This is a genomic window from Streptomyces sp. NPDC043854 (assembly GCF_056436005.1).
On the sequence record NZ_JBWKDK010000023.1, the window covers coordinates 20530 to 44679 of the forward strand.

Below are 24150 nucleotides of genomic sequence, written 5' to 3' on the forward strand. Positions count from 1 at the left end.
GGCCAGAGCGTGATACCGCTGACCGCATTACCGCCCCGGCCCCCCTCGTCGCCGCCGTCGCCCGCCCTCTGCCTCGACGGGCTGGACGAGGTCCACGGCCTGCTCGGCGAGATCATCGACACCCTGGCGGCCACCCCCCGCCCGGCCGGACCCATCCCGCCCGGCAACCCCGCCGACGTCCTCGCCGCGGCCGCAGAGGCACTCGGACCGCCCCGCCTCCCCGACGAGGGACTCGGCGCCAAGGCCGCCCTCCAGCGGCTGACCGCCGTCCTGGTGGAACAGGGCCTCGACCTGGCCCACCCCCGGGCCGCCGCCCACCTCCAGCCCCCGCCGCTCGCCGTCGCGATCGCCGCGGACACCCTGGCCGGCGCCGGCAACGCCTCCCTCGACACCTACGACTCCGGCCCCTCGGCCATCGCCGTCGAACGCTGGCTGATCGCAGCCCTCACCGGCCTGGCCGGGCTCGGCGACCGCGCCGACGGCGTCCTCACCCCCGGCGGCTCCCTCTCCAACCTGATGGGGCTGCTCCTCGCCCGGGACGCGGCCGCCCTTCGCCGCGGCATCGACGTCCGCGAACAGGGCGTGGCGGCACTTCCCGCACCGGTGGTCTTCTGCTCCCCGTACGCCCACTTCTCCACGCACCGCGCCTGCGCCACCCTCGGACTCGGCGAAGCGGCCGTACGCCCCGTGCCCGCCGACGAGCACCGGCGCATGCGGCCCGAGGCCCTCGCCGCCGCGCTGGCGTCCCTGCGCCCCGACCAGACCCCGGTCGCGGTCGTCGCCACCGCCGGGACCACCGACTTCGGCTCCGTCGACCCGCTCGCACAGATCGCGGAGATCGCGGCGGACCACGGGATGTGGACCCACGTCGACGCCGCGTACGGCTTCGGCGCCCTGTTCTCCGACCGCCTCGCCGACCGCCTCGCCGGACTGGACCTGGCCGACTCCGTCACCCTCGACCTGCACAAGCTGGGCTGGCAGCCGGCCGCCGCCAGCGCCCTGCTGGTCTCGGACAGCAGCGCCTTCACCGCGCTCGACCGCGAGGTCGCCTACCTCAACCCGGCCGACGACACCGAGGCCGGCTACGGCGGCCTGCTCGGGCGGAGCCTCCAGACCACCCGGCGCCCCGACGCGGTCAAAGCCGCCGCCACGCTCCTGGCATACGGGCGCAGCGGCCTGGGCCGCATGGTCGACACCTGCCACGACCTGGCCCGGCACGCCGAACGGCGCATCCTCGCCGAGCCCGACCTGGAGCTGGTCTCCCCGGCCGAGCTGACGACCGTGGTGTTCCGCTACCGGGGCGGCGCGGACCCGGCGGCCGCCGACGCCCTCAACGGCGCCGTCCGCCGCCGCCTGCTCCAGTCGGGCAGCGCCCTCATCGGCCGCACCGAGGCCCCGGTCGACGGACCCGGCGCCCCGAACCGGGTCTGCCTGAAGTTCACCCTGCTCAACCCGTCCGCCACCGCCGACGACATCGACGGCCTCGTGGACACCGTCCTCGAGGCCGGACGCACCTGTGAACGACTCAACGAGGAGACCGCCGCATGACGACCACCGCCGCGGCTGCAACCCCCACCACACCGGCCGGCCCCCCGCACACCGCCGACCCCCTGCACGCCCCCGACGCCCGCACCGCCGCCGAGCACGCCCACACCGAGGCCCTGCTGCGCTGCTGGCTCCTCGAGACCGCGACCCCCGTCCGCCCCGGCCCGCTGCGGGTCGAGCTGCCCACCGCAGGACTGGCCCTCGTCACCGAGGTCACCCACTGCTCGCCCACCGGCTGGCACCGCTTCGCCCCCGTACGCCTCGAAGGCCCCGGCGGCCCGCTCGGCAACCCCGCCGACCCGGTGACGGCCGTCGCCCTGCTCGCCGCGGAGGCGGCCGTACGGGGCGGCGCCCGCCCCGGCGGGGTCCCCGCGGGCGAGGCCGCCGACCTGGTCGAGCGCACCGCCGAATCCGTGCGCCGCGTCACCGCGTTCCTCACCCACCGCCGCGCGGACCCGGCCCCGCCACCCGGCACGGACGGCTTCCTCGACTCCGAACAGGCCCTCCTCCTCGGCCACTTGAACCACCCGGCCCCCAAGAGCCGCGACGGCATCTCCGACCACGACACCGCCGCCTTCTCGCCCGAACTGCGCGGCTCGTTCCGCCTGCACTGGTTCGCCGCCGACCCGTCGGTCGTCTCGCACGACGCCGTCGCAGGGGCGCCCTCCCTGGCCGGCCGGGACACCGCCGCCCTCCTCGCCGACCTCGCCGGGCAGCCCCGGACCGACGGCCGGATCCTGATCCCCGCCCACCCCTGGCAGGCCCGCGACCTGCTGCACCGCCCGCGCATCGCCGCCCTCGTCGCCTCCGGCGCGCTGGAACCGCTCGGCGAGCTCGGCCCCGCCTGGTGGCCGACGTCCAGCCTGCGCACCGTGTACCGGCCCGGCGCCGAGGTCATGCTGAAGCTCTCCCTCGGCCTGCGGCTGACCAACTCCCGCCGCGAGTCCACCCGTACGGAACTGCGCCGCGGCCTGGAGGTCAACCGGCTGCTCGACGCCGGACACGCCGACAGCACCTTCCTCGCCCACCCCGGGTTCACGATCACCCGCGACCCCGCCTGGATCGCCGTGGACGAACCCGGCCGCCCGGAAGGCCCGGAGGTGACCGGCCTCGACGTCGCCGTACGGGAGGTCCCGCACGGCATCGCCGACCTGCGCTGCCTCGTGGGCCTGGTCGCCCCCCGCCCGGGCCTCGGCCGCAGCGCGCTCGGCGAGCTGGTGTCCGCCCAGGGTCCCGGCGCCGCCGAGCAGTGGACGGCCGACTACGCCGACCGGGTCCTCGTGCCCATGCTCCACCTGTACGCCGCCACCGGCATCGGCCTGGAGGCCCACCAGCAGAACACCCTGGTCCGGCTGGACGCGCAGGGCCGGGTGGCCGGCAGCGCCTTCCGCGACAACCAGGGCTACTACCTGGCCGCCTCCCGCCTGCCGGAACTCCTCAAGCGGAGCGGCGCCGACTCCTCCACCCTCGCCGTCGTGGACGACGCCCTCGTGGACGACCGCCTCTCCTACTACCTCCTGCGCAACCAGGCGCTGTCGGTCGTCGGCAGCCTGGCCGTCGACGGACTCGCCGCCGAACCCGACCTCCTGGCCGTGCTCGCCGACCGGCTGCGGGCCGCCCTGCCCGCCCTCGCCGCCGCCGGCCCGGACGGCGACCGGCTGGCGCGCCGCTGGCTGACGGCCCCCACCCTGCCCGGCAAGGCCAACCTGCTCACCCGGCTGCACGGCATCGACGAGGTCCTCGCCCCGCTCGACGCCCAGTCCGTCTACCTCGACGCCCCCAACCCGCTTCAGGAGGCCGCCGTATGACGTCCGCCCATCCGCTGCCGCCGGAGACGGACCGGCCGGACGCCGAGGTCCCCGGCCCGCCGCTGCCGCTGCTGCCCGGACCCTGGTCCGCCCGCACCGCCCGCGCCGACGGAGCCGACCTCGACCTGGTCCACGGCTGGATGCAGTCCCCGCACATCGACGCCTTCTGGCACCAGGCCTGGCCCCGCGAGCGCTGGCACGAGGAGATCGCGGGACACCTCGAGGGCGTCGCCATCAGGCCCGTCCTCGTCGCGCTCGACGGCGAGCCGCTGGCCTACGTCGAGGTGTACCGCGTGCTCCGGGACCGGCTGACCGAGCACTACGCGTACCACCCCCGCGACCTGGGTGTGCACATCGCCGTCGGAGAGGAGGGCCGCACCGGAAAGGGCCTGGGCCGGACGCTGCTGCGGTCCCTGGCCGAGGGGCTGCTCGCCGCCGACCCCGCCTGCCGCCGGGTGGTCGCCGAACCGGACGTGGCCAACACGGCCTCCCTCCGGGCGTTCGGCGCCGCCGGCTACCGCCGCGTCCGGGAGATCACGCTCCCCGAGAAGACCGCCGTCCTGCTCTGCCGGCCACGCCGCGAGGAGGACCTGCCCCGATGACCGCACACGATGTGATCGCGATCGGCTGCGGCCCCTTCAACCTGGGCCTCGCCGCCCTCGCCCGGTCCGTGGACGGCCTCGACCTGCTGGTCCTGGAGGAACAGCCCGAATTCACCTGGCACCGCGGGATGATGTTCGCGGACGCCTCGATGCAGGTGAACTTCCTCGCCGACCTCGTCACGCTCGTCGCGCCCGGCCACCCGCTGTCGTTCCTGCACTACCTCCACGACATGGACCGGCTGTACACCTTCACCGTGCGGGAGAACTTCTTCCCCTCCCGCCGGGAGTACGAGGACTACCTGCGCTGGGCCGCGGCCCGCCTGCCCGCGGTCCGCTTCTCCCACCGCGTCGAGGAGGTCCGCTGGGAGCCCGGGCCCGAGCTCTTCGCCGTGGACGTGGTACGCGGCGACGGCACCCGGCTGCACCTGGCCGCCCGCAACCTCGTCCTCGGCATCGGCACCGCGCCGCACGTGCCCGAGGCGCTGGCCGGCCTGCCCCGGGAGCGGCTGCTGCACACGTCGGAGTACCTGTACCGGACGGCCGACGTGCAGGACGCCGGCAAGGTCACCGTGGTCGGCTCCGGTCAGTCGGGTGCCGAGGTCATGGTGGACCTGCTGGGCCGCAACGTGGACGGCGGCCCGGCGGCGGCCTGGCTGACCCGGACCCCCTCCTTCGCACCCCTGGACTACACCAAGCTGGTCCTGGAGATGACCACGCCGGCGTACATGCAGTACTTCCACACCCTGCCGGAGCACGTACGGGACCGGCTGGCCGGCGAGCAGTGGCAGTTCTACAAGGGCATCTCCACCGACACCCTCGACCAGATCCACGAGCTGCTGTACCGGCGCCAGCTGGAGCACGGCCTCGCCGACGTGGAGCTGCGCTTCGGCATCACCGTGGAGTCCGCCGCCGTCGACGCGGCGGGGCGGGCGGTGCTGTCCTGCCGGCACCGCGACACCGGGGCGGTCTTCGAGCACACCACCGACCTGGTGGTGGCCGCGACGGGCTACCGCAACCGCCCGCCCGCCTTCCTCGACCCCGTCGAGCACCTGCTGCTGCGGGACGGCCGCGGCCGCTACCGGGTGCGCCTCGACCACTCCGTGGAGCTCGCCGAGGGCATCGCGGGACGCATCTTCGTGGCCAACGCCGAGGTGCACAGCCACGGCGTCTCGGCGCCGAACCTGGACATCGGGGCGGTGCGCAACGCCACGATCCTGAACGCCGTCACCGGCCGCGAGGCCTTCCGGCTTCCGAAGCGCAGCGCCTTCACGACCTTCACGGCCCCCCGGCAGAACGCCTGACAGCGGGGCCGCCGCCCCGGGCAGGCGCACACACAGCAGGCAGGCGCACACAGCAGTCCCCGGCAGCCTTGTCGATCCTGAGAGCATCAGCCGTCGCCGATGACTCCCTGGTCGGCAGTCTCTGCCGGGGGCCTGGCCAGAGCCTAGACAAGTGTCACGCGGGCTCCCGGACGTCTCCGAGAGGCGGTGTGGCTCTTTCTGGTATTCCGGTGTAGAGAATATTTTCCTCCCGATTTGTCATGAGTCAAGAGTTATGCCGGAATTTTCGGCCGACGGCCCCGGACGTAAACTGAAGGCGACCCGCGTCGTGTCAGGTCAGCGGCCCGACGGAGGTTCCGCGATGACGGCATGGTCCATTCCGCTCGGGTCCGGTGCCACCGGCTGGGCTCCGGAGACGGTGACGTCCGACCCGTACAACGCCCAGACGCCGGCGGCGGCACTGGCCGAACCGGTGACGCCCGTCGCCGCCCTGTTCGTCCGCGACCACTTCGGCATCCCCGAGACCGCGCCCGACCGCTGGCAGCTGCACCTGGGCGGCGCCGCGGCCGCGCCCTTCAGCCTCGGATACGGGGAACTGCTCGCCGTGGAGCGCAGGGAGCTCGACGTCCTCATGGAGTGTGCAGGCAACGGCCGCGCCCTGATGACGCCCCGCCCGCCCGGCCTCCCGTGGGACCAGCGGGCGGTCGGCTGCACCCGCGTGGCCGGGGTGCCCTTCGCGGTCCTGGCCGCCCGGGCCCGCTTCGACCCGCGCACCGTCGAGATCGTCTTCACCGGAGCCGACTCCGGCACCGTGCACGGCCGCCCCGTCGCCTTCGAACGAAGCCTCCCCCTCGACGTGGCCCTCCACCCCGACACCCTGCTGGCCACGCACATGAACGGCGAGCCGCTCACCCCCGAGCACGGGGCGCCGGTCCGCCTGGTAGTCCCCGGCCGGTACGCGGTCGCCGATGTGAAGTGGCTGGTCGGCGCCCGCGCCGTGACCGAACCGTTCACCGGGCTCTTCCAGGCCGAGGAGTACCTGTACACCGACTCCCGCGGAACCCCGGAAGGGCCCGTCACCACCGTCCGCGTGAAATCGCTGATCACCGCCCCCGAACCGGACGCGGACCTGCGCCGCGGCCACGAGACCCTGGTGCAGGGGCGGGCCTGGTCGGGCGGCGGCGTGCCCGTGCGCCGGGTGGTGGTGCGGGCGGAGTACGCCGGGGACGACGCCGACGCCGAGGGCCCCGCCGGCGATGCCGGAGCCCGGGGCCCCGGCGCGGGCTGGCACCACGCCCGCCTCGAAGCCCCGGCCGGCCCCTACGCCTGGACCGCCTGGTCGTACCGGTGGACACCCGTACGGCCCGGCCCCTACCGGCTGCTGTCCCGGGCGACCGACGCCCGCGGCGACACCCAGCCGGACGGTGCACCCTGGAACGCCCACGGCTACGGCTGCAACCCTGTGGCCCGCGTGGACGTGGTCGTCGTCTGAAGGACCGGTGACCCGATGACCGAGATCGAGATCATGACCACCGCCTCGCTCGGCGACACGAGCTACCTCCTCGTGAGCGGGGACGAAGCCGCCCTGGTCGACCCGCAGCGCGACAGCTGGGAGCTGATGGAGTCCTGCGCCGAACGCGGCGTACGCATCCGGTACACGCTGGAGACCCACGTCCACAACGACTACGTCTCCGGGGCCCTGGAGGTCCGCGCCGCCACCGGGGCCACCGTGGCGGGCCCCGCCCGGGCGCCGTACGCCTTCGACCACCTCGGACTGGCCGAGGGCGACGAGATCACGATCGGGGACGCGACCGTGCGGGCGATGGAGACGCCGGGCCACACCGCCGAGCACACCTCCTACCTCGTCTTCGACGGCCCCCGCCCCGACCTGGCGGCCGTGTTCACCGGCGGCAGCCTGCTCGTCGGCACCGCAGGCCGCACCGACCTCTCCGGCGCCGACCACACCGAGGAGCTGGCCCGCGCCCAGTACCGCTCGCTGCGCCGGCTGGCCCTGCTGCCCGACACCACCCGCGTCCTGCCCACCCACGGCGCCGGCAGCTCCTGCTCGGCCGGCCCGGCGGCGGCGGAGCGGACCAGCACCGTGGGCGCCGAGCGGCGCACCAACCCGGCGCTCACCGCCGCGGACGAGGAGGAGTTCGTCAGCGGGCGGATGGCGGGCCTGTCGCCGTACCCGGCCTACTACCACCACATGGCCCCGGTGAACCGGTCCGGCCCGCCCGTCCTGGGCGGCCTGCCCGCGCTGCGGCCGCTCACCCCCGCCGCGGTGGAGGGGCTGGCCGGGGGCGGCGCGCAGATCGTGGACGGCCGCGACCGCGCCTCCTTCGCCGCCGGCCACCTGCCCGGATCGATCTGCGAGGAGCTCGACGACCGGTTCGCGAGCCTGGTCGCCGAGGTCGTCCCGTTCGGCACGCGCCTGGTCCTCGTCCTGCCCGAGCCGCCCGGGGAGGCGGGCCGCGAGGCGGTGCGCCAGCTCCTGCGGATCGGCTACGACAACATCGCCGGGCACCTGGCGGGAGGCGTCGACGCCTGGGCCGCCGCCGGCCGCCCCCTGCGGTCCTTCCGGACCGCCGACGCCGCCGAACTCGCCGGGCACCTCGCCGGCCAGCGCATCCTGGACGTCCGGCCCGAGCGCTCCGACGGCGGCGTCCCCGGCGCCCTCGCCGTGCCGCTGGCCGAACTGCCCCGGCGGCTCGGGGAACTGCCCCGGGACCGGGAGGTCTGGACGGTGTGCGGCAGCGGCCGCCGGGCGACCATCGCGGCCAGCCTCCTCGACCGGGCCGGCATCCCCGTCACCGCGGTCACCCGGGGCGGGGCGGGGGACCTGGTGCGGCCCGCGCAACGGCCCCCGGCCCCCGGCCCGTGACGGCCCCCGGACCTCCGCCCCCGCCCGCGGCCCGCGCCCGCGCGCGGGTCAGCGTACGGCGGCCAGGACCCGGCTGCTGCCGTACTGCCAGACCGTGCCCACATGGCGGAAGCCGGCCTCGCGCAGCAGCGCGGCATGGGCCGACACCGGCAGGTCGTCGGCGGCACAGGGCGGATGGCCGGCGGAGCCGGGGGAGGACAGCAGCGGGGCCAGCTCCGGGTCGGCGGCCGCCCCCGACCACCAGGACGACCAGTCCTCGTGCGTGAAGGCCAGGTTGCGCTCGCTGTGGCGGCGGCCGATGTCGTGTGCGAGGGCGCGCAGCGGCGCCTCGTCGGGTGCGATGTTGTCGCCGTTGACGAACACCCCGCCCGGGCGCAGCCGTTCGGCCAGGTCCCGGTACACGCCGCCCAGCGTGGCCCGGTCCAGGTAGTGCAGTGCCGTGGTGGAGACGGCCGCGTCCACCGGCCGGTCGAGGCCCAGCGCGTCGAGCCAGCCGGGCGCGCCGATCAGGGCCCGCACGTACCGCAGCCGGTCCCCGAAGTGCGCCCGGCCCAGCTCCAGCAGCAGCGGGTCCGCGTCGACGGCCAGCACCTCGGAGCCGGGCAGCCGGTCGGCCAGGCGCGCGGCGAGCGTGCCCGGACCGCTGCCCAGATCGAGGAGGAGGCGGCGGCCGGACGCGGTGTGCGTGACGTGCTCGACCACGTCCGCGATGACCGTGAACCGCTCCTCGCGGTCCACCGCGTACCGCTGCTGCTGGCACTCCCAGCGCTCCACCCAGCGCGCGGCCGTGACTGCGCTCATATCCATAGTGAAAATCATTGCAGGTTGGCGAGCACCGTCAGCAACTCCTCCATCTCTTCGAGCGTGTTGTACACGTGAAGGCTCACGCGTACCGACCCGTCCCGTACACTTCGCCCGGCCTGGCAGTGCTCGTCGGAGCGCACCATGAACCCGTGGCTGTACAGGATGAACCCCAGGTCCTGCGAGCCGATCCCGTGGTGCCGGAAGGTCACGATGCCGCAGCGCCGCTGCACGCGGGATTCGGCCGCCAGGCTGGTCCGGCAGCCGAGGACCTCGTACGCGGGCAGCCGGGCCAGCCCGTCGGTCAGCACGGCCGCCAGTGCCGTCGTCCACCGCGCGATCCGCCCCACGTCGGCAGCCCGGAGCCAGTCCAGGGCCGCCGCGAGACTCGCGATGCCCGCGGTGTTGGGCGTACCCGGCCAGCCGCCGGGGCGGAACGCCGGGCCGCGCGCACCCCGCGCCCACACCGCGCCGGTCCCCGGCAGGGCGAGCGCCTTGTGCCCGGAGAACACCAGGAAGTCCACGTCCAGTTCGGCGAGGGAGACCGGCTGGTGGCCGACGCTCTGGGCGGCGTCCAGGCAGATCGGCACGTGCGGCCCCACCGCCTCGCGGACGCGGTGCACGTTCATGTCGGCGCCGTACACGTGGTGGACGTGCGTCGCGGCCACGAACCGGGTGCGCGGGCCCGCGAGACCGGCCAGGGCCGCCGGGTCGTAGTCCCCGGACCCGGCCTGGCAGGGCAGCTCCCGGACGGTGATCCGCACCCCGCGCGCGGCCAGCAGGTCCCGCGCCTCCAGCCAGGGGTCGAGGTTCGCCCGGTGGTCGCCGAAGGGGACGACGATCTCGTCGCCGTCGGCGAGCAGCTCCGGCAGCCAGTCGCGGGCGACGGTGCGCAGGCCCTCCGAGGCCCCGCTGGTGAAGTGCACCGACGAGCGCTCGGGGTCCGGGTCCCCGAGGAACGCCTTCACCTGCTCGCGGGCGTCCTCCACCAGCGCCGTCGTCGCGTTCGCCCACGGGTAGGAGCCGCGGGCGGAGTTGGCGTTGGAGGTGGTGAGGTAGGCGTGCACGGCGTCCAGGACCGCTTGCGGCTTCTGCGCGGTCGCGGCACTGTCGAGGTAGGCCTGGCCGGGGTGCCCGGCCACGATGGGGAACCCGGCGCGCAGCGGGCGCTGCCAGGCGGCCAGCTCCCGCAGTTCCGCCCGCGGATCCGGCGTGGCCGGCGCGGTCGGCGGGCCGGCCATCAGTCGCGCACCAGCGGGGCGCCGGCGTCCCGCCAGGCGATGATGCCGCCCGCGAGGCTGCGTACGTCCGGATGCCCCATCCGGGTCAGCAGGGCCGCGTACCGCTGGGACTGCTCGCCGACCGGGCAGGCCAGCAGCACCGGCCGACTGGTGCTGAACGGCAGCCCGCCGCGCACGAGTTCCGCGAAGAGCTCGTCCACGATGTTGACCGAGCCGTCGATGTGCAGCGCCCCGTACGCGAACGGCCCGCGCAGGTCGACCACCAGCGGCTGCCCCGATTCGACCCACTTGCGGGCCTCGGCCACGTCCATCGCGTGGACGGCGGCCAGTTCGGCCGCGGTGACGGTGGCGGCGGAGTTGCGCACGGCGGGCCGGCCCAGCAGCTCGGGCCGCCGCTGCCGGACGTAGCCCAGATAGCTCTCGGCCCGGTCGCACACGATGAACACGGCCGTCCGGCGCTCGGTCAGTGCGGCGTCCAGCGGCCGCAGGTGGCGGACCGCACCCTGGTAGGCGGCCCCGCCCGTCGGGCCGGACAGCAGCCCGCAGCGGCGCAGCAGGACCAGCATCCCGTCGAGGGCCTCGTCCGCGCTCACCGCCTCGATCGCGTCGTACGCGGCCGGGTCGAACAGGCCCACCTCCTGCACCTCGTCGGCGGTGCGGATGCCCGGGATGAAGTCCGACTTCGCGCCGACGAGCCCGATCACGCGCACGGCCGGGTCGTGGGCGCGCAGCGCCCGGGCGACCCCGGTGGAGGAGCCGGCCGTGCCCACGCAGGCGATGAACCAGTCGGGTGCGCGGCCGTCCAGGTCGGCGATGATCTCCGGGCCGGTGCCCTGCGCGTGGGCCTCGGCGTTCAGCGGGTTGAAGTACTGGTCGGTGTGGAGGTGGGAGCTCCCGGGGAGGCTGAGCTCCCGGTGGAAGAGGGTCAGCGGGTCGGCGGTGTCGGTCGGGTCCAGGCATTCGCTCTGCCCGGGCAGCTCCTCGATCTCCGCGCCCAGCAGGAGCAGCAGGTCCTTGATCTCGGGGACGCGCATGCGGTTGGTGACGCTCTTGAACGGCAACCCGTGCAGGCCCGCGATCAGGGCCAGGGCCTTCGCCGTGTTCCCGCTGGACAGCTCGACCACCGTCTCGCCGCCGGCCGCGGCCTCCGCCAGCCGTTGGCGGACCATGTTCCAGGCGGGCCGGTCCTTGAGCGAGCCGAACGGGTTGAGCATCTCCAGCTTGGCGTAGAGATCGATGTTCCGCAGTCCGTGCACGTCCGGATCGATGCGCACCAGCGGGGTGTTGCCGATGGCGTCGGTGATGCTGTCGTACCTCATGTGCCTCATCCCCCCGTTTCCGTGACCGGCCAGTACTGCTCGTCCAGGCACCAGCGCCAGGCTCCGCCCTCCCCTCCGGCGTCGGTTGCGGTGCCGGCTGCGGCGGCTCTGACGGCCACCTTGCGGGCCACGGGCTGGCGTTGGGCCCGGGTGGCGGTGAAGTCCATGCAGTACCCGGCCGTGTTGGGGAAGGCCAGCAGGTCGCCGGGGCGGGGCAGGCGGGGCAGGAAGACGGTCCGGCGGGTGATCAGGTCGGCCTCCAGGCAGAGGCTGCCCATGAGGTGCACGCCGACGGGGCCGGGGGCCGGGCCGGGGGCCGGGCCGGCGGCGGGGTCGTCGGCGCCACCGTCGGCGCCACCGATGAGGGCCGGGCCGCCGCCGCGGGGGACGAGGACCGGGTCCACGAGCACGCCGTGCTCCTCCAGGCCCACGTCGCCCGCGTTCAGCGCGAGCCGCACCCGCGGCGGGCCCCCGGCGTCGTCGCGGACCTCCGTGACCCGGCCGAGGGTCAGCCCGCACTGGTCGACGAGGGCGCGGCCCGGTTCGGCGTACAGGTCGCACAGGCTCTCCAGCAGCAGCGTGCCGAGCGGGCGGCCCAGTCCCGGCGCCGGGCGGGAGAGCAGTTCGTCGAGGTAGGCGGCGCCGGTGGCCGGCCGGTACGCGGGGTACAGGGCGGGCGCGCCCTTGAGGACGCCGCTCTCCACGCGCAGCCCGTAGCCGTTCCCGCCCCAGGCCAGCGGTCCGCGGCGGCCGAGCACGGACTCGGTGAGGGCGGTCGTCCAGCGCTCCCACTGGGCGGCGTGCGCGAGGTAGCTGACGCCGAAGCCGCCGCCGACGTCGATCGCCCGGGGTTGGAAGCCCCGCAGCCGCAGCCCGTCCACGGCCCGCAGGCAGCCCTCCAGGGCGACGGCCTTCTCGTCCGCGCTGGTGGTGTCCAGGTGGTAGCCGACGCCGACGGGCTCCAGGGCGTCCCGCAGCGTGTCGAGCAGGTCGAGCAGCCGGGCCAGGTTCCGTTCGGGGGTGCCGAAGCGGGTGGGCCGGGCCAGGGTGCGGGGTCCGGCCGCACCGAACTCCGACAGGCGCAGGACGACGCGCAGCCGGGGCAGGCCGTACGTGCGCACCAGCCGGGCGGCCTCGGCGAGTTCGCCCGGCCCGTCGGCGTTCACGATGGCCCCGCAGCGGGCGGCGAGCCAGAGGAAGGCGGGGTCCTTCGGCCCGGTCGCCATGATGTCGGCGCCGGTGAAACCGGCGCCGAGGGCGTGCTGGAGCTCCTCCACGGAGGCGGCGTCCAGCCCGGTGCCGGTGGCGGCCGCGTGCCGGACCAGGGCGCTGGAGCCGGTGGCCTTGTGGGCGAACCAGATCCGGCCGGGCAGCCGGTGCCGCCGCAGGACCTCGGCGAAGGCCTCCGCGTTGCGCTCGAGCTCCTCCGGCAGGACGACGTTCAGGGGCGACCCGAGGGCGTCCACGAGGCCGTGCAGGAACGGCCCGGAGCGCAGCAGGGCCGCAGGGCCCGAGGTGAGCCGCGGTTCCAGGTACAAAGGGGCGTCGCTCATCCCGGCCGTCCCTCCCCGACGACACGTGCGGACCCGCATCCGCGATCACTCGTACGGCTCCGCCCATCATCGCTCCCCGCCTGCCGCAGCTGAAGGGGGCGTGGGAGCACGCGGGGGCGGTTGGCCGGATCGGGACGGCCGGTTCAGAGGGTGAGGCTCATCAGGACGTCGTCCCGGTCGTCCCCGGGCGCCACGCGCAGCGCGCCAGGCCACCGGCCCACCTCCACCCAGCCCAGCCGCCGGTAGAACTCCTCCAGCCCGTTCCCGGACCGGGCGCTGAGCTGCAGCCGTTCCAGGCCGAGCTCGTCGCGCGCGATGCCGGCCGCGCCGGTCATCAGGGCGGTGCCGATGCCGCGGCCGCGCAGCCCGGGGAGGGTCTGGAGGTGGTTGACCACCCCGCAGTGGGCCACCAGCGGGTGCGGGTCATGGCGCAGAACCAGCCAGCCGGACAGGGTCCCGTCGTTGACGGCGAGGAGGATCCGGCAGCGCACCGGATCGAGTCCGCGGACGAGCCGGTCCACCGCGGGCGCGACATCGGCCGCGGTCACGGGCGGCATCGGCAGCTCGGGGGCGATCACCGCCCCGCCCGCGTTGACCACGGCCGTCCAGCAGTCCGTCAGCTGCCGTGCGGTGTCGGGCGGCACGCCGGCCAGCGTCGTCAGCTGTACCAGCTCGGGCACCGCGGGCACCACATCTCGGGACGGCATGGCCCCAGCCTGCCACGGCGGCCGTCAGTCGTGGGGTGCCTCTCCGCTCACCCGGTGGTCGGCGTGGCTCAGCGCCTCCAGGACCAGGCGGCGCAGGTGGCCGTCGCGGAGCCGGTAGTGGACGTGGCGCCCCTCCTTGCGGGACTCCACCAGCTGGGCCAGCCGCAGCTTGGCCAGGTGCTGGCTGACCGCGGTGCGCGAGGCGGCGCACTGCTCGGCGAGGGTGCCGACGTCGGACTCGTCCTGGGCGAGCAGCCACAGCAGGTGCAGGCGCGTGGGGTCCGAGAGCAGCGCGAAGACCGACGCCGCCTCGGCCAGCCGGGCGCCGTCGGGGGCGCGCAGGTGCGAGGCGGTCGCAGGTGGCAGGGGATCGCTCAGGGGCATGGGGACAGCGTAGACAGCGGGAGCGGGGCGGTGGGGTTCGGGCCGGGGGCGGACGGGCAGCTGCCCCTTCGTCATGTGCGCATCTGCGCACATGACGATACGGTGGAGGGGTGACCACCGCCGCGCGGAAGGCCGCCGCCGCATGCTCTCCGTCCTGCGCAACCGCACCTACCGGCACCTGTTCGCCGCCCAGGCCGTCGCCCTGACCGGCACCGGCCTGGCCACCGTCGCCCTCGGCCTGCTCGCCTACGACATCGCGGGCCCCCGGGCCGGATCCGTCCTCGGCACCGCGCTGGCGATCAAGATGGTGGCCTACGTCGCCATCGCGCCCGCCGTCGGCGCCGTCGCCCGCCGGCTGCCCCGCCGCACCCTCCTGATCGGCGCCGACCTGGGGCGCGCCGCGGTGGCCGCGTCCCTGCCGTTCGTCGACCGGGTCTGGCAGGTCTACGTCCTGGTCTTCGTGCTCCAGGCCGCCTCGGCCGTGTTCACCCCGGCCTTCCAGGCCGTGATCCCCGAGGTGCTGCCCGCGGAGCGCGACTACACCCGGGCGCTGTCCCTGTCCCGGCTGGCCTACGACCTGGAGAGCCTGTTCAGCCCCGCCCTGGCCGCCGCTCTGCTCTCCGTCGTGAGCTACGACCGGCTCTTCCTCGGGACCGCCGCCGGCTTCCTCGGCTCCGCGGTCCTGGTCGCCTCCGTCGTCCTGCCCGGGGCGACGGCCGGGGCGACTGCCGGGGCAGCGGCCGGGGCAGCGGGCACGGGGGCGGCCGCTGCCGGCTCCGACGCGGGCCCCGGTGCCTCCCGGCGCGGCCGGCGGGCGTACGCGGCCGCCACCGCCGGCGCCCGGCTCTTCCTCGCCACCCCGCAGCTGCGCGCCCTGCTGCTGCTCAACCTCACCGTGGCCGCGGCCGGCGCGCTCGTCATCGTCAACACCGTCGTCTACGTCGCCGGCCACCTGGGCCGCCCCACCGGGGACGTGGCCCTCGCCCTCGGCGCCTACGGGGCCGGTTCCATGGCCGTGGCCCTGCTCCTGCCCCGCGTCCTGGACCGGGTCGCCGACCGAACGGTGATGCTGCGCGGCGCCCTCGGCCTGACCGCGGTGTTCGCCGCCGCCGGAGCCCTGACCGCGGCCGGCTCCGGCAGCTGGCGCTGGCCCGCCCTGCTGGCGGCCTGGGCGGCGTTCGGGGCCGGAGGCGCCCTGGTGCTCACCCCCGCCGGCCGGCTCATCCGCCAGACCGTTCCGGCCGAGCGGCGCACCGAGGCCTTCGCCGCCCAGTTCTCCCTCTCCCACGCCTGCTGGCTGCTGACCTACCCGCTGGCCGGCTGGGCCGGCGCCGCCGCCGGCCTGACCGCCGCCGTCGCCGTCCTCGGTGCGGTCGCCGCCGTCTCGGCCGCCGCCGCGGCCCGCCTGTGGTGCCCCGCCGCGGCCGTCGACCGCCCGCGCGGCCACCGTCCCGCGGGCCTGGTTTTCCACAGGGCGGAGCGGGGTGTCGCAGGAGGTCGGTAGGCTGCCGGACATGACCCTTTCGGACGCGTCCCCCGAGACCAGCGATGCCCTGCAGGTGCTTCACCGCGTCTTCGGGTACGACTCCTTCCGCGGCGAGCAGAAGGAGATCATCGAGCACGTCGCCGACGGCGGCGACGCCCTGGTGCTGATGCCGACCGGCGGCGGCAAGTCGCTCTGCTACCAGATCCCGGCCCTCGTCAGAGGCGGCACCGGGGTGGTGATCTCGCCGCTGATCGCGCTGATGCAGGACCAGGTGGACGCGCTGACCGCGCTCGGCGTGCGGGCCGGCTTCCTCAACTCCACGCAGGGCCTCGACGAGCGGCGCACCGTGGAGCAGCTCCTCCTCGCCGGCGAGCTGGACCTGCTGTACCTGGCCCCCGAGCGGCTGCGCACCGAGGGAACCCAGCGGCTCCTCGACCGCGCCGAGATTTCCGTCTTCGCCATCGACGAGGCGCACTGCGTCGCCCAGTGGGGCCACGACTTCCGGCCCGACTACCTCGCGCTGTCCATGCTGCACGAGCGCTGGCCCAAGGTGCCCCGGATCGCCCTGACGGCGACGGCCACCCCGGCCACGCACGCCGAGATCGCGGCCCGCCTCGGCCTCCAGGATGCGCGGCACTTCGTCGCCAGCTTCGACCGGCCGAACATCCAGTACCGGATCGCCGCCAAGAACAACCCCGTCAAGCAGTTGCTGGACCTGATCCGCACCGAGCACGAGGGGGAGGCCGGAGTCGTCTACTGCCTCTCCCGGGCCTCCGTGGAGAAGACCGCCGCCGCCCTCGTGGAGCACGGCATCGACGCCGTCGCCTACCACGCGGGCATGGACGCTGCCACGCGCGCCGCGAACCAGGCCCGCTTCCTGCGCGAGGACGGCATCGTCGTCGTGGCGACCATCGCCTTCGGCATGGGCATCGACAAGCCCGACGTCCGCTTCGTCGCCCACCTGGACCTGCCGAAGTCGGTCGAGGGCTACTACCAGGAGACCGGCCGCGCCGGCCGCGACGGCGAACCGGCCACCGCCTGGCTGGCGTACGGCCTGCAGGACGTGGTCCAGCAGCGCAAGCTGATCGACGGCTCCGAGGGCGACGACACCCACCGCCGCTCGCTGACCGCCCACCTCGACGCGATGCTCGCCCTGTGCGAGACCGTCGAATGCCGCCGCGTGCGGCTGCTCGCCTACTTCGGGCAGGAGTCCGGGCCCTGCGGCAACTGCGACACCTGCCTCACCCCGTCCGAGTCCTGGGACGGGACGGTCGCCGCGCAGAAGCTGCTGTCGGCGGTGTGGCGGCTGGCCCGGGAGCGGCGGCAGAAGTTCGGCGCCGGCCAGATCATCGACATCCTCCAGGGCAAGAAGACGGCCAAGGTCATCCAGTTCGACCACGACACGCTGTCGGTGTTCGGCGTCGGCGCCGACCTGAGCGCCGGCGAATGGCGCGGCGTCGTACGGCAGCTGCTGGCGCAGGGCCTGCTGGCGGTCGAGGGCGACTACGGCACGCTGGTGCTGACGGACGCCAGCGGCGAGGTGCTGGGCGGTCGGCGGACCGTGTCGATGCGCAAGGAGACCGCGCCCGCCGCGAGCCGGGCCCGCAAGGAGTCCGGAGCCCGCTCCGGGAAGGGCGCCCGCGTCCCGGCCGATCTGCCGGCGGCCGCCGTACCGGTCTTCGAGTCCCTGCGGGCCTGGCGGGCCGCGACGGCGCGCGAGCAGGGCGTACCGGCGTACGTGGTCTTCCACGACGCGACCCTGCGCGAGATCGCGACGCGGCTGCCCGCCACCGCCGCGGAACTCGGCACGATCAGCGGGGTAGGCGAGGCGAAGCTCGCCAAGTACGCCGAGGGGATCCTCGACGCCCTCGCCGAATCCGCCGCCGACACGCCGACGGCCGCGGCCCCGGCCGCCGCACCCGCAGCGGCAGCCGGGCCGGCGGCGGCCGCCGCCCCCGCCGGCCCGGGCCGGACCGGGCAACAGGAGCCGTGGGACGACGAGCCGCCCCTCGACCCCGAGGAGACGGACCCGCCCTGGGACGACTGGGACTAAGCGGCCTCCCCGAGGCCGCTCAGCCAGGGGCGTGCGGCGGATCTTGTGACTCGCCTCGGGGCGCCTGCCGGGCGACGCCGGGGTGCAGGATCCGGTGGGCGTCCCGGAGGAGGCCGGGCGCCAGCCGCCGGTGGACGGCCGCCAGCGGTGGCCAGACCCATGCCGCCGGCGGCCGGCGGTAGCGGAGGGCCGTGGCCAGCGAGACCCGGTCGTCGTCGACCTGGACGACGAGGTGGCCGGTCAGCATCCGGGAATGGGCTTCGAGCCGGATCCGGCCGTCGCGGCGCTCGGCGATCCGCCAGCCGGCGACGTACTGCGGTGACGCCCGCCGGCGCAGCCGCAGGCCGAGCAGCACCCGCCAGACGAACTGGCCCTGGAGTCCGGCGACGTCCTCGAACAGGGCGCGGGCCCAGTGCTCCGGTGACGAGGTCGTCCCGTCCGTGGTGAGGGTGAAGACGTCGGCGTAGCCGGCCTTCCCGGGACCGGCGAGGGCCCGTGTTTCCGCGGGGATCTCGTACTGTCGGCGGACCTCCGGTGGCGCGGCGGCCGCCCGCGCGGCTGCCGGCCGGCCGGTTGCCGGCGCCGTCTTCGCCCGCCAGTCCCGTCGGACCATGCGCATCAGCGCGGGGTAGACGATCAGATGCCGGAAGGGCGCGATCGCGGTCATGTAGGCCCTGCCGAGCAGGCCGTTCGGCTTCACGAGTACCGTCATCTCACCGTGGTGGCCTCCGGTTCCGTCCGGAACCCAACCGACGTGCAGCACGGTGTGCACGGTGCTGTTGGCGCTCTCGGCCGCCCACTCGGTGTCCGTCAGGAAGACGGAGGTGAAGGGAAGCGACGGCAGGTCCGGGCCGCGCGGCCCCGCCCGCAGGTCCTCGGGCAGCCGGGTCCGCAGCGACGGCACCCGCGAGCCGACACCCGCTCCGTCCGCCTCCCAGCCGAGGAGCTTCCCCAGGCGCATGCGGAGCGAGAAGAGCACACGGGCGGCGCCGGAGAAGGGGTTCGGGCCGTCGTCCTCGGTGAACCACTCGACCAGCAGCGGAAGGTCGCCGGGGCCGCCGGGCGTGGGCAGCGCCCAGACGTCCTCGACGCGGAAGTCCCGGGCCAGGTCGTGGATGCGCCAGGGGCGGGACCCGTGGGCGGTCCTCGGGATCCTCATCGCTGCTCCTCCGTCCGGCCCGTGGGGCGGATCCCCAGGACGCCGGCCGCGGCGCGTTCGGCGAGCACCTCGTCGTACGGCGTCTGGCCGGCCAGCGATACGACGGCTCCTTCGAGGGCGCCGACGAAGGCGAGTGCGAGGGTGTGGGCCGGCGGGCCGGGCGGGATCGCTCCCGACGCCCGGCCGGACCCGATCAGGCGCTCGCAGTCGGCGACGAGCGAGGCATGGCCCTCCTCCACCGCGCGCCCCACGGGATGGTCCTGTCCGCTGAACTCCAGCCGCAGCGCGAGCGCCATGCGGGCGATGTCGCGCCGGCAGAACACGGCGTGACCGCGCGCCATGGCCAGCAGCGCCGCGACGGGCTCCGGCTCGCGTCCGACGAGGACGCCCACCTCCCGCTCCCAGGTGTCGAGGACCCAGCCCAGGGCGGCGAGGGTGAGTTCCTCCTTGCCCTTGAACTGGTGGTACAGCGCGCCGCGGGTGTAACCGGCGTCGGCGGCCACCTGCGCCAGGACGAGATTGCCATAGCCGTACCGGGACAGGCCGCGGGCGGCGGCCTCCAGCAGGGCGCTGCGGGACGCGGCACTGCGCTCGGCCTGTCGGGGGCGGCGAGGCGTTGCCGTAACCGGCACGGCCGGTCGGCCCGGTTGCTCATTACGTACATGCATGCATGTATCTTAACGCGCCCGGGCTTCACGCGCCGGGTGGGGCCGGGCGTCCCGGGAGGTGACCCGGCCGGCCCACCCGGACGCGGTCCCCCGGCGGCCGGCTCGCACACCGGGAGGCGGGAGCGAGGGTCGGCTACCCGGCCGCGGCCGGTGCGGGCTCCGCCTCCTCGGAGTCCGTGGCGTCCTCGTGGGCCGGCTCGCCCTGGGCCGGGCACGGCGGGGGGCACAGGCGGGTGTACTCGGCCATCACCTCCTCGACGGTCTCCCGCTGCTTGCGCTCGCACGCCGCGCGCCGGGTCTCCTCCTTGCACAGCAGCTCCGCCCGGGCGCCCTCCAGCACGGCGATGGCCTGCCAGCCCTTGAGGACGCACAGCAGCGCCTTGCACAGGCAGTCGACGAACTCCGAGACGGTGGCGAAGCCCCGGAAGGCCTCCGCGATCCGGCGCAGCAGCACCAGCAGGCGCGCGTAGAGGCGTACGACGTCCTGGCCGAGCACCGGGTCGCAGACGTCGGCCAGCAGCTGCACCGCATCCGCCTTGATCTTCACCGCCCGCTCGGGCAGCGCCGCCACCTCGCCCTCCAGCGCCGTGAAACAGGCCGCCGCCTTCTGGGTGTCCTGCGTGTACCGGGCGATCCGGGACGCGAGGGAGGCGACCGTGTCGTCCGGGTGGACCGTGTCCGAGAAATCGCACCCGCAGTCGTCCGCACAGCAGCCCCAACCGCCCGCGCACCTGCGGATGTCGTCGAAGACCCGGTCCACGGCCTGCGCCAGGCAGTGGCGCTGCTCGTGCCCGACCCGGCAGCGGATCTGCTCGCGGACCTTGCCGAGCGTCGCGGCCGCCTCGTCCAGATCCGCCTTCGCGGCCAGCCGGGCCCGGGTGTACCGGGTCCGGGCCCCGTTGAACTTCTCCTGGAACTCCCGCAGCTGCGGCAGGTGCTCCTGGGTGACCTCGGCCCGGCGCTGGATTCCCGTGGCGATGCAGGCCAGTTCGTCGATGGCGCCGGGGTCGCAGCCGCCCGTGCTGCTGCCGGCCGGTCGGGTGTGCGCGGTGCTGCTCATGTGGCTCTCCTGGTCGATGCGGGCAGGCGCGACCCGAGTGTGCGCCGGACGGTGTCACCGGTTCGTCGCCCGGCCATCGCGCACCGGGCGCCGCCGGCCCGCGCCCGGGCCCGGGCCCGGGCCGGCAACGCGGGCGTGACGCGGCGGGCCGCAGCATCGGCCCATGGCTGGATACCGGGCTCTCGCCGCCGTCGGGCGCAGCGTCGTCGCGCTGCTCAACCGGCGCTTCGCCGAGGAGATCCCCGTGGGGCGCCGCCCGGAGGCAGTCCTCGCCGGGCCGGTCGACTTCGACAAGGTCGACACCCCGGGCTCCGTCATCCGCAACCCCGCGGTCTCCGTGTACTGCTACCGCCTGAGCATCGACCGGGAGACCCGGCCCGCCCTCGCTGCGCTGGCCGCCCAGGACGGGCTGCCCCGGCTGCCGCTGCGGATGCACCTGATGGTCGCCGCCTGGGACCAGTTCGTGGAGGCGGAGCTGGAATGGCTCGGGCTCGTCGCCCGGATCCTCGAGGCCGAGGCCCTGCTCTCCGGGCCGCTCCTGCACCCCAGCGGGGACTGGCTCCCGGGCGACTCGGTGCAGATCGTCCCCGACGAGCTGGCCATGGACTCGATGAGCGAGGCCTTCCAGGCGATGACGACCGACTACCGGCTCTGCCTGCCCTACCTGGCCCGGGTCGTCCGCATCGACGGCCCGGCCGGCCCCGCTCCCGGCGCGGTCACGACCGTCGCCGCCGGCCCCGTCTCCGCGGAGCGCGCGCGATGACCGGCCGGGCCGCCGAGCGGGAGGGCCTCCCGGCGGTGCGGGAGGACCCGATCACCGTCGACGCCGGGACGGCCGAGGTGCTGCACCGCCTCGCCCTGGCCGTCCGGCCGCTCGACGCCCGCACCCGCGCCCCGGCCGGGCCCGGGCTGCGCGTCGGCTGCGAGTACGACCCCGTCCCGGGCCGCCGGCCGCGCCCCGGCGCCCTGCTCCGGCCCCTCGAAGGCCACGGAGCGACCGGGTTCGTCCTGCGGCACGGCACCTCCGGTGGGCTGCCGCACACCGTGACCGTACGGGTCGACGACCCCGCCCGGCGGTGGATCCCGCGCCGCTTCCGCGTGCCGCTGTGGACCCGGCCCGAACTCGCCGGGGCCGACGCCCGGCCGCCCTCCGCCCCGTACGTCCGCGCCGACGCCCGGCTGCTGGTGCCCTGGCTGCTGCCCGGCCCCGCCTACCCCGTGCCCCTCGGCACGACCGGCATCCGGCTGCGCGTCACCGCCGCCGGGACGCCGGTGCGCTGGCCGCGGGTGGACGCCTTCGGGCCCGGCGGCGTCCCGCTCGGCTGGGCGCACGGCGACGAGCACGGCCAGGTGCTGCTGCTGATCGACGGCGTGGGCGTCCTGCCCTCGCCGCCGCCGTCCCGGTTCGACATCGCACTGCGCACCCACGCTCCGGACCCGGCCGCCGCCCCGCCCGCCGGGGGGCCCGCCGCCCCGGCCGCCGGCCCGCCCCCCGACCCGCTCGCCGGCCTCGTCGCCGAGCCGGTCGTCCGCAGCACCTCCCCGCCCCGGCCGCAGGACCTCGACAACGCGGTGCTGCGCGGGACCGCCCGGCCCGCCGGGTACCGCACCGGCGCCGCCGACACCGTCCGCACGCTCACCGTCGGTCAGGTGGTCCACGCCGCCGACCTGCCCCACACCCCCGCCTGACCCGCGACCGAGGAGAGCCGCCCGATGCCCGAGTACCTGACCCCCGGCGTGTACGTCGAGGAGACCAGCTTCCGATCCCGCTCCATCGAGGGGGTGCCGACCAGCACCTTCGGCATGGCCGGGCGGACCGAGTACGGCCCCGTGCCCTACGCCCTGCCCGGCGGCCCCGCCGTGCTCCCCGCACCGGTCCTCGTCACCGGCTTCACCGAGTACGAACGGGCCTTCGGCGGCCTGCGGATCGGCGACGGGGACTGCCCGCTCGCCCTCGCCGCCCGCGCCTTCTTCGCCAACGGCGGCCGCCGGCTCTACGTCTCCCGGGTCTTCCGCTTCCCCCGCACCGCCGCCGGCGCCGTCGACGTCCCCCGCAGCTTCGCCTCCCTGGCCCTGCCCGCCCAGGGCACCCCGCTGCTGCGCTGGCGGGCCCGCTGGCCCGGCTCCGCCGGCGCCCGGATCGGCGTCGCGGTGACCTTCCGGCGCGGCAAGAACATCCTCGTCACCGGCCCCGGCGGCACCCCCCGCCTCACCGGGGTACAGGAGGGCGCCGCCGTGGAGGTCGCGCCGCTGGCCGCCGGAGCACCACCGGTCATCGCCGACACGGTCCCGCCGCAGCCCGGCAACGTCCGGGTCGTCGCCCGCCGCGCCGACGGCGTGCTCGGATACCGGGACGCCCAGGGCGGCTTCGAGGCCGTGGCCGCCGGCACCGCCGCCTTCCACCTGACCCTCGCCGTCACCGTCCGCCTCGACGGCCGCGCCGACGTGTACAACGAGCTCGAACTCGATGACCGGCACCCGCGCTCGGTCGGCAACGTCCTCCAGGCCGCCGATCCGGCCGACGAGTTCTCCCTCGTCTGGCTGGAGACCGTACCGCCCGCGCCGGGGGCGCCTGCGATCACCCCCGGCGCGCGGCTCGCCGCCCTGCTCCTGCCCGGGCAGGGCGGCCTCCACCTCACCGACGGCGGCGACGGGGACCCGCTGGGAGCCGAGGACCTGGCCGGCCGGGAGGCCGACCCCGACAGCCTCGCCAACCCGGCGCTCGGGCTCGGCGCGCTCGCCGAGATCGACGACATCGCCGTCGTCGCCGCCCCGGACACCGTCACCCTCGCCCCGGCCGACCAGAAGACCGCGGTCGACCACCTGATCGGGCACTGCGAGAAGCTCCGCTACCGGATCGCCGTCGTCGACCCGCCCCGCGGCAGCTCGATCTCCGAAGTCCGCAGGTTCCGCGCCCAGTTCGACAGCAAGTACGCCGCCCTCTACTACCCGTGGGTCAGGATCACCGACCCGACCCGGCGCCCCGACCCCGGCGCCCCCGCCCCCGTCCTCGAGGTCCCGCCCTCCGGGTACGTCGCCGGCGTCTACGCCCGCAGCGACGCCGAGCGCGGGGTGCACAAGGCCCCCGCCAACGAAGTCCTCCTCGGAGTCGACGACTTCACCGTCAACGTCACCTACGACCGGCAGTCCGTCCTCAACCCCGAGGGCATCAACGCCCTGCGCTTCTTCGAGGGCCGCGCCCGGCGCGTGTGGGGCGCCCGCACGATGAGCTCCGACCCCGAGTGGAAGTACGTCAACGTCCGCAGGCTCTTCATCTACCTGGAGCACTCCATCGAGAAGTCCACCCAGTGGGCGGTCTTCGAGCCGAACAACGAACGCCTGTGGGCGTCGGTCCGGCAGTCCGTCGAGGACTTCCTGTTCGCCACCTGGCGGACCGGCGCCCTGCTGGGCACCAAGCCCGAGGAGGCCTTCTTCGTCCGCTGCGACCGCACCACCATGACCCAGAACGACCTCGACAACGGGCGGCTGATCTGCCTGGTCGGCGTGGCCCCCACCTACCCCGCCGAGTTCGTCGTGTTCCGCATCGGACAGTTCACCGCCGACGCCCGGCGCAGCTGACCCGCCCGCCCCAGAACGGGA

The 24150-nt window shown here is 75.4% G+C and carries 20 protein-coding genes; 11 read left to right on the top strand and 9 right to left on the bottom strand.

Annotated features, from left to right (window positions below; all coding sequences use genetic code 11):
- Nucleotides 1–9 precede the first annotated feature (9 nt).
- From AC068A_RS21400 to AC068A_RS21425, 6 genes are all read left to right on the top strand, one after another.
- Entirely contained in the window at nucleotides 10–1548 is a 1539-nt protein-coding gene (locus AC068A_RS21400; RefSeq protein ID WP_478587102.1) for a pyridoxal phosphate-dependent decarboxylase family protein, read from the top strand.
- Nucleotides 1545–3353 carry an IucA/IucC family protein gene (locus AC068A_RS21405; RefSeq protein WP_478587104.1) on the top strand — a complete coding sequence of 603 codons (1809 nt, stop codon included), beginning with the start codon at nucleotides 1545–1547 and terminating at the stop codon, nucleotides 3351–3353. Before AC068A_RS21400 ends, AC068A_RS21405 begins: the two co-directional genes overlap by 4 nt.
- Nucleotides 3350–3955 (top strand): GNAT family N-acetyltransferase, encoded by a 606-nt coding sequence (locus tag AC068A_RS21410; protein ID WP_478587106.1) that lies wholly within the window; start codon nucleotides 3350–3352, stop codon nucleotides 3953–3955. The genes AC068A_RS21405 and AC068A_RS21410 overlap by 4 nt, the downstream gene beginning before the upstream one ends.
- Nucleotides 3952–5256, top strand: coding sequence for a lysine N(6)-hydroxylase/L-ornithine N(5)-oxygenase family protein (locus AC068A_RS21415; protein ID WP_478587108.1), 1305 nt, complete (start codon nucleotides 3952–3954; stop codon nucleotides 5254–5256). Before AC068A_RS21410 ends, AC068A_RS21415 begins: the two co-directional genes overlap by 4 nt.
- 340 nt (nucleotides 5257–5596) lie before the next feature.
- Entirely contained in the window at nucleotides 5597–6727 is a 1131-nt protein-coding gene (locus tag AC068A_RS21420; protein ID WP_478587110.1) for a molybdopterin-dependent oxidoreductase, read from the top strand.
- A gap of 15 nt (nucleotides 6728–6742) precedes the next feature.
- Nucleotides 6743–8119, top strand: coding sequence for an MBL fold metallo-hydrolase (locus AC068A_RS21425; RefSeq protein ID WP_478587112.1), 1377 nt, complete (start codon nucleotides 6743–6745; stop codon nucleotides 8117–8119).
- Nucleotides 8120–8167: 48 nt separating this feature from the next.
- Here the strand turns inward: AC068A_RS21425 and AC068A_RS21430 are convergent, their stop codons facing one another.
- From AC068A_RS21430 to AC068A_RS21455, 6 genes are all read right to left on the bottom strand, one after another.
- Nucleotides 8168–8926 carry a class I SAM-dependent methyltransferase gene (locus AC068A_RS21430; protein WP_478587114.1) on the bottom strand — a complete coding sequence of 253 codons (759 nt, stop codon included), beginning with the start codon at nucleotides 8924–8926 and terminating at the stop codon, nucleotides 8168–8170.
- An 8-nt stretch (nucleotides 8927–8934) separates the two neighbouring features.
- On the bottom strand, nucleotides 8935–10161 hold the full coding sequence (locus AC068A_RS21435) for an aminotransferase class V-fold PLP-dependent enzyme (protein WP_478587116.1): 1227 nt from the start codon (nucleotides 10159–10161) through the stop codon (nucleotides 8935–8937).
- Nucleotides 10161–11480, bottom strand: coding sequence for a pyridoxal-phosphate dependent enzyme (locus AC068A_RS21440; protein WP_478587118.1), 1320 nt, complete (start codon nucleotides 11478–11480; stop codon nucleotides 10161–10163). The genes AC068A_RS21435 and AC068A_RS21440 overlap by 1 nt, the downstream gene beginning before the upstream one ends.
- A 5-nt stretch (nucleotides 11481–11485) precedes the next feature.
- On the bottom strand, nucleotides 11486–13033 hold the full coding sequence (locus AC068A_RS21445; protein WP_478587120.1) for a type III PLP-dependent enzyme domain-containing protein: 1548 nt from the start codon (nucleotides 13031–13033) through the stop codon (nucleotides 11486–11488).
- A 143-nt stretch (nucleotides 13034–13176) separates the two neighbouring features.
- Nucleotides 13177–13740 (bottom strand): N-acetyltransferase family protein, encoded by a 564-nt coding sequence (locus AC068A_RS21450; RefSeq protein WP_478587122.1) that lies wholly within the window; start codon nucleotides 13738–13740, stop codon nucleotides 13177–13179.
- Between the two features lie 24 nt (nucleotides 13741–13764).
- Nucleotides 13765–14124 (bottom strand): ArsR/SmtB family transcription factor, encoded by a 360-nt coding sequence (locus AC068A_RS21455; RefSeq protein WP_478587123.1) that lies wholly within the window; start codon nucleotides 14122–14124, stop codon nucleotides 13765–13767.
- A 142-nt stretch (nucleotides 14125–14266) separates the two neighbouring features.
- On the opposite strand from AC068A_RS21455, the gene AC068A_RS21460 reads away from it, so the two are divergent.
- Together AC068A_RS21460 and recQ are read left to right on the top strand one after the other, a co-directional pair.
- Complete coding sequence (locus tag AC068A_RS21460) at nucleotides 14267–15628, top strand: MFS transporter (protein ID WP_478587251.1); 1362 nt, start codon at nucleotides 14267–14269, stop codon at nucleotides 15626–15628.
- Nucleotides 15629–15638: 10 nt separating this feature from the next.
- Nucleotides 15639–17663, top strand: coding sequence for a DNA helicase RecQ (gene recQ / locus AC068A_RS21465; protein ID WP_478587124.1), 2025 nt, complete (start codon nucleotides 15639–15641; stop codon nucleotides 17661–17663).
- A gap of 19 nt (nucleotides 17664–17682) precedes the next feature.
- Here recQ and AC068A_RS21470 read toward each other — a convergent pair whose 3' ends face one another.
- From AC068A_RS21470 to AC068A_RS21480, 3 genes are all read right to left on the bottom strand, one after another.
- The gene (locus AC068A_RS21470; RefSeq protein WP_478587126.1) at nucleotides 17683–18822 is read right to left on the bottom strand and encodes a DUF2867 domain-containing protein; all 1140 of its coding nucleotides are present in this window, start codon (nucleotides 18820–18822) and stop codon (nucleotides 17683–17685) included.
- Complete coding sequence (locus AC068A_RS21475; RefSeq protein WP_478587127.1) at nucleotides 18819–19490, bottom strand: TetR/AcrR family transcriptional regulator; 672 nt, start codon at nucleotides 19488–19490, stop codon at nucleotides 18819–18821. Before AC068A_RS21475 ends, AC068A_RS21470 begins: the two co-directional genes overlap by 4 nt.
- Before the next feature lie 133 nt (nucleotides 19491–19623).
- On the bottom strand, nucleotides 19624–20550 hold the full coding sequence (locus tag AC068A_RS21480; protein WP_478587129.1) for a hypothetical protein: 927 nt from the start codon (nucleotides 20548–20550) through the stop codon (nucleotides 19624–19626).
- Between the two features lie 163 nt (nucleotides 20551–20713).
- Between AC068A_RS21480 and AC068A_RS21485 the strand changes: the two genes are divergently transcribed.
- From AC068A_RS21485 to AC068A_RS21495, 3 genes are read left to right on the top strand one after another with little or no spacing between them, the layout of a single operon-like run.
- Nucleotides 20714–21313 (top strand): Pvc16 family protein, encoded by a 600-nt coding sequence (locus tag AC068A_RS21485; protein WP_478587131.1) that lies wholly within the window; start codon nucleotides 20714–20716, stop codon nucleotides 21311–21313.
- Nucleotides 21310–22239, top strand: a complete 930-nt coding sequence (locus tag AC068A_RS21490; RefSeq protein WP_478587133.1) for a hypothetical protein — start codon at nucleotides 21310–21312, stop codon at nucleotides 22237–22239. The genes AC068A_RS21485 and AC068A_RS21490 overlap by 4 nt, the downstream gene beginning before the upstream one ends.
- Nucleotides 22240–22263: 24 nt before the next feature.
- Entirely contained in the window at nucleotides 22264–24129 is a 1866-nt protein-coding gene (locus AC068A_RS21495) for a phage tail sheath family protein (protein ID WP_478587135.1), read from the top strand.
- Nucleotides 24130–24150 lie beyond the last annotated feature (21 nt).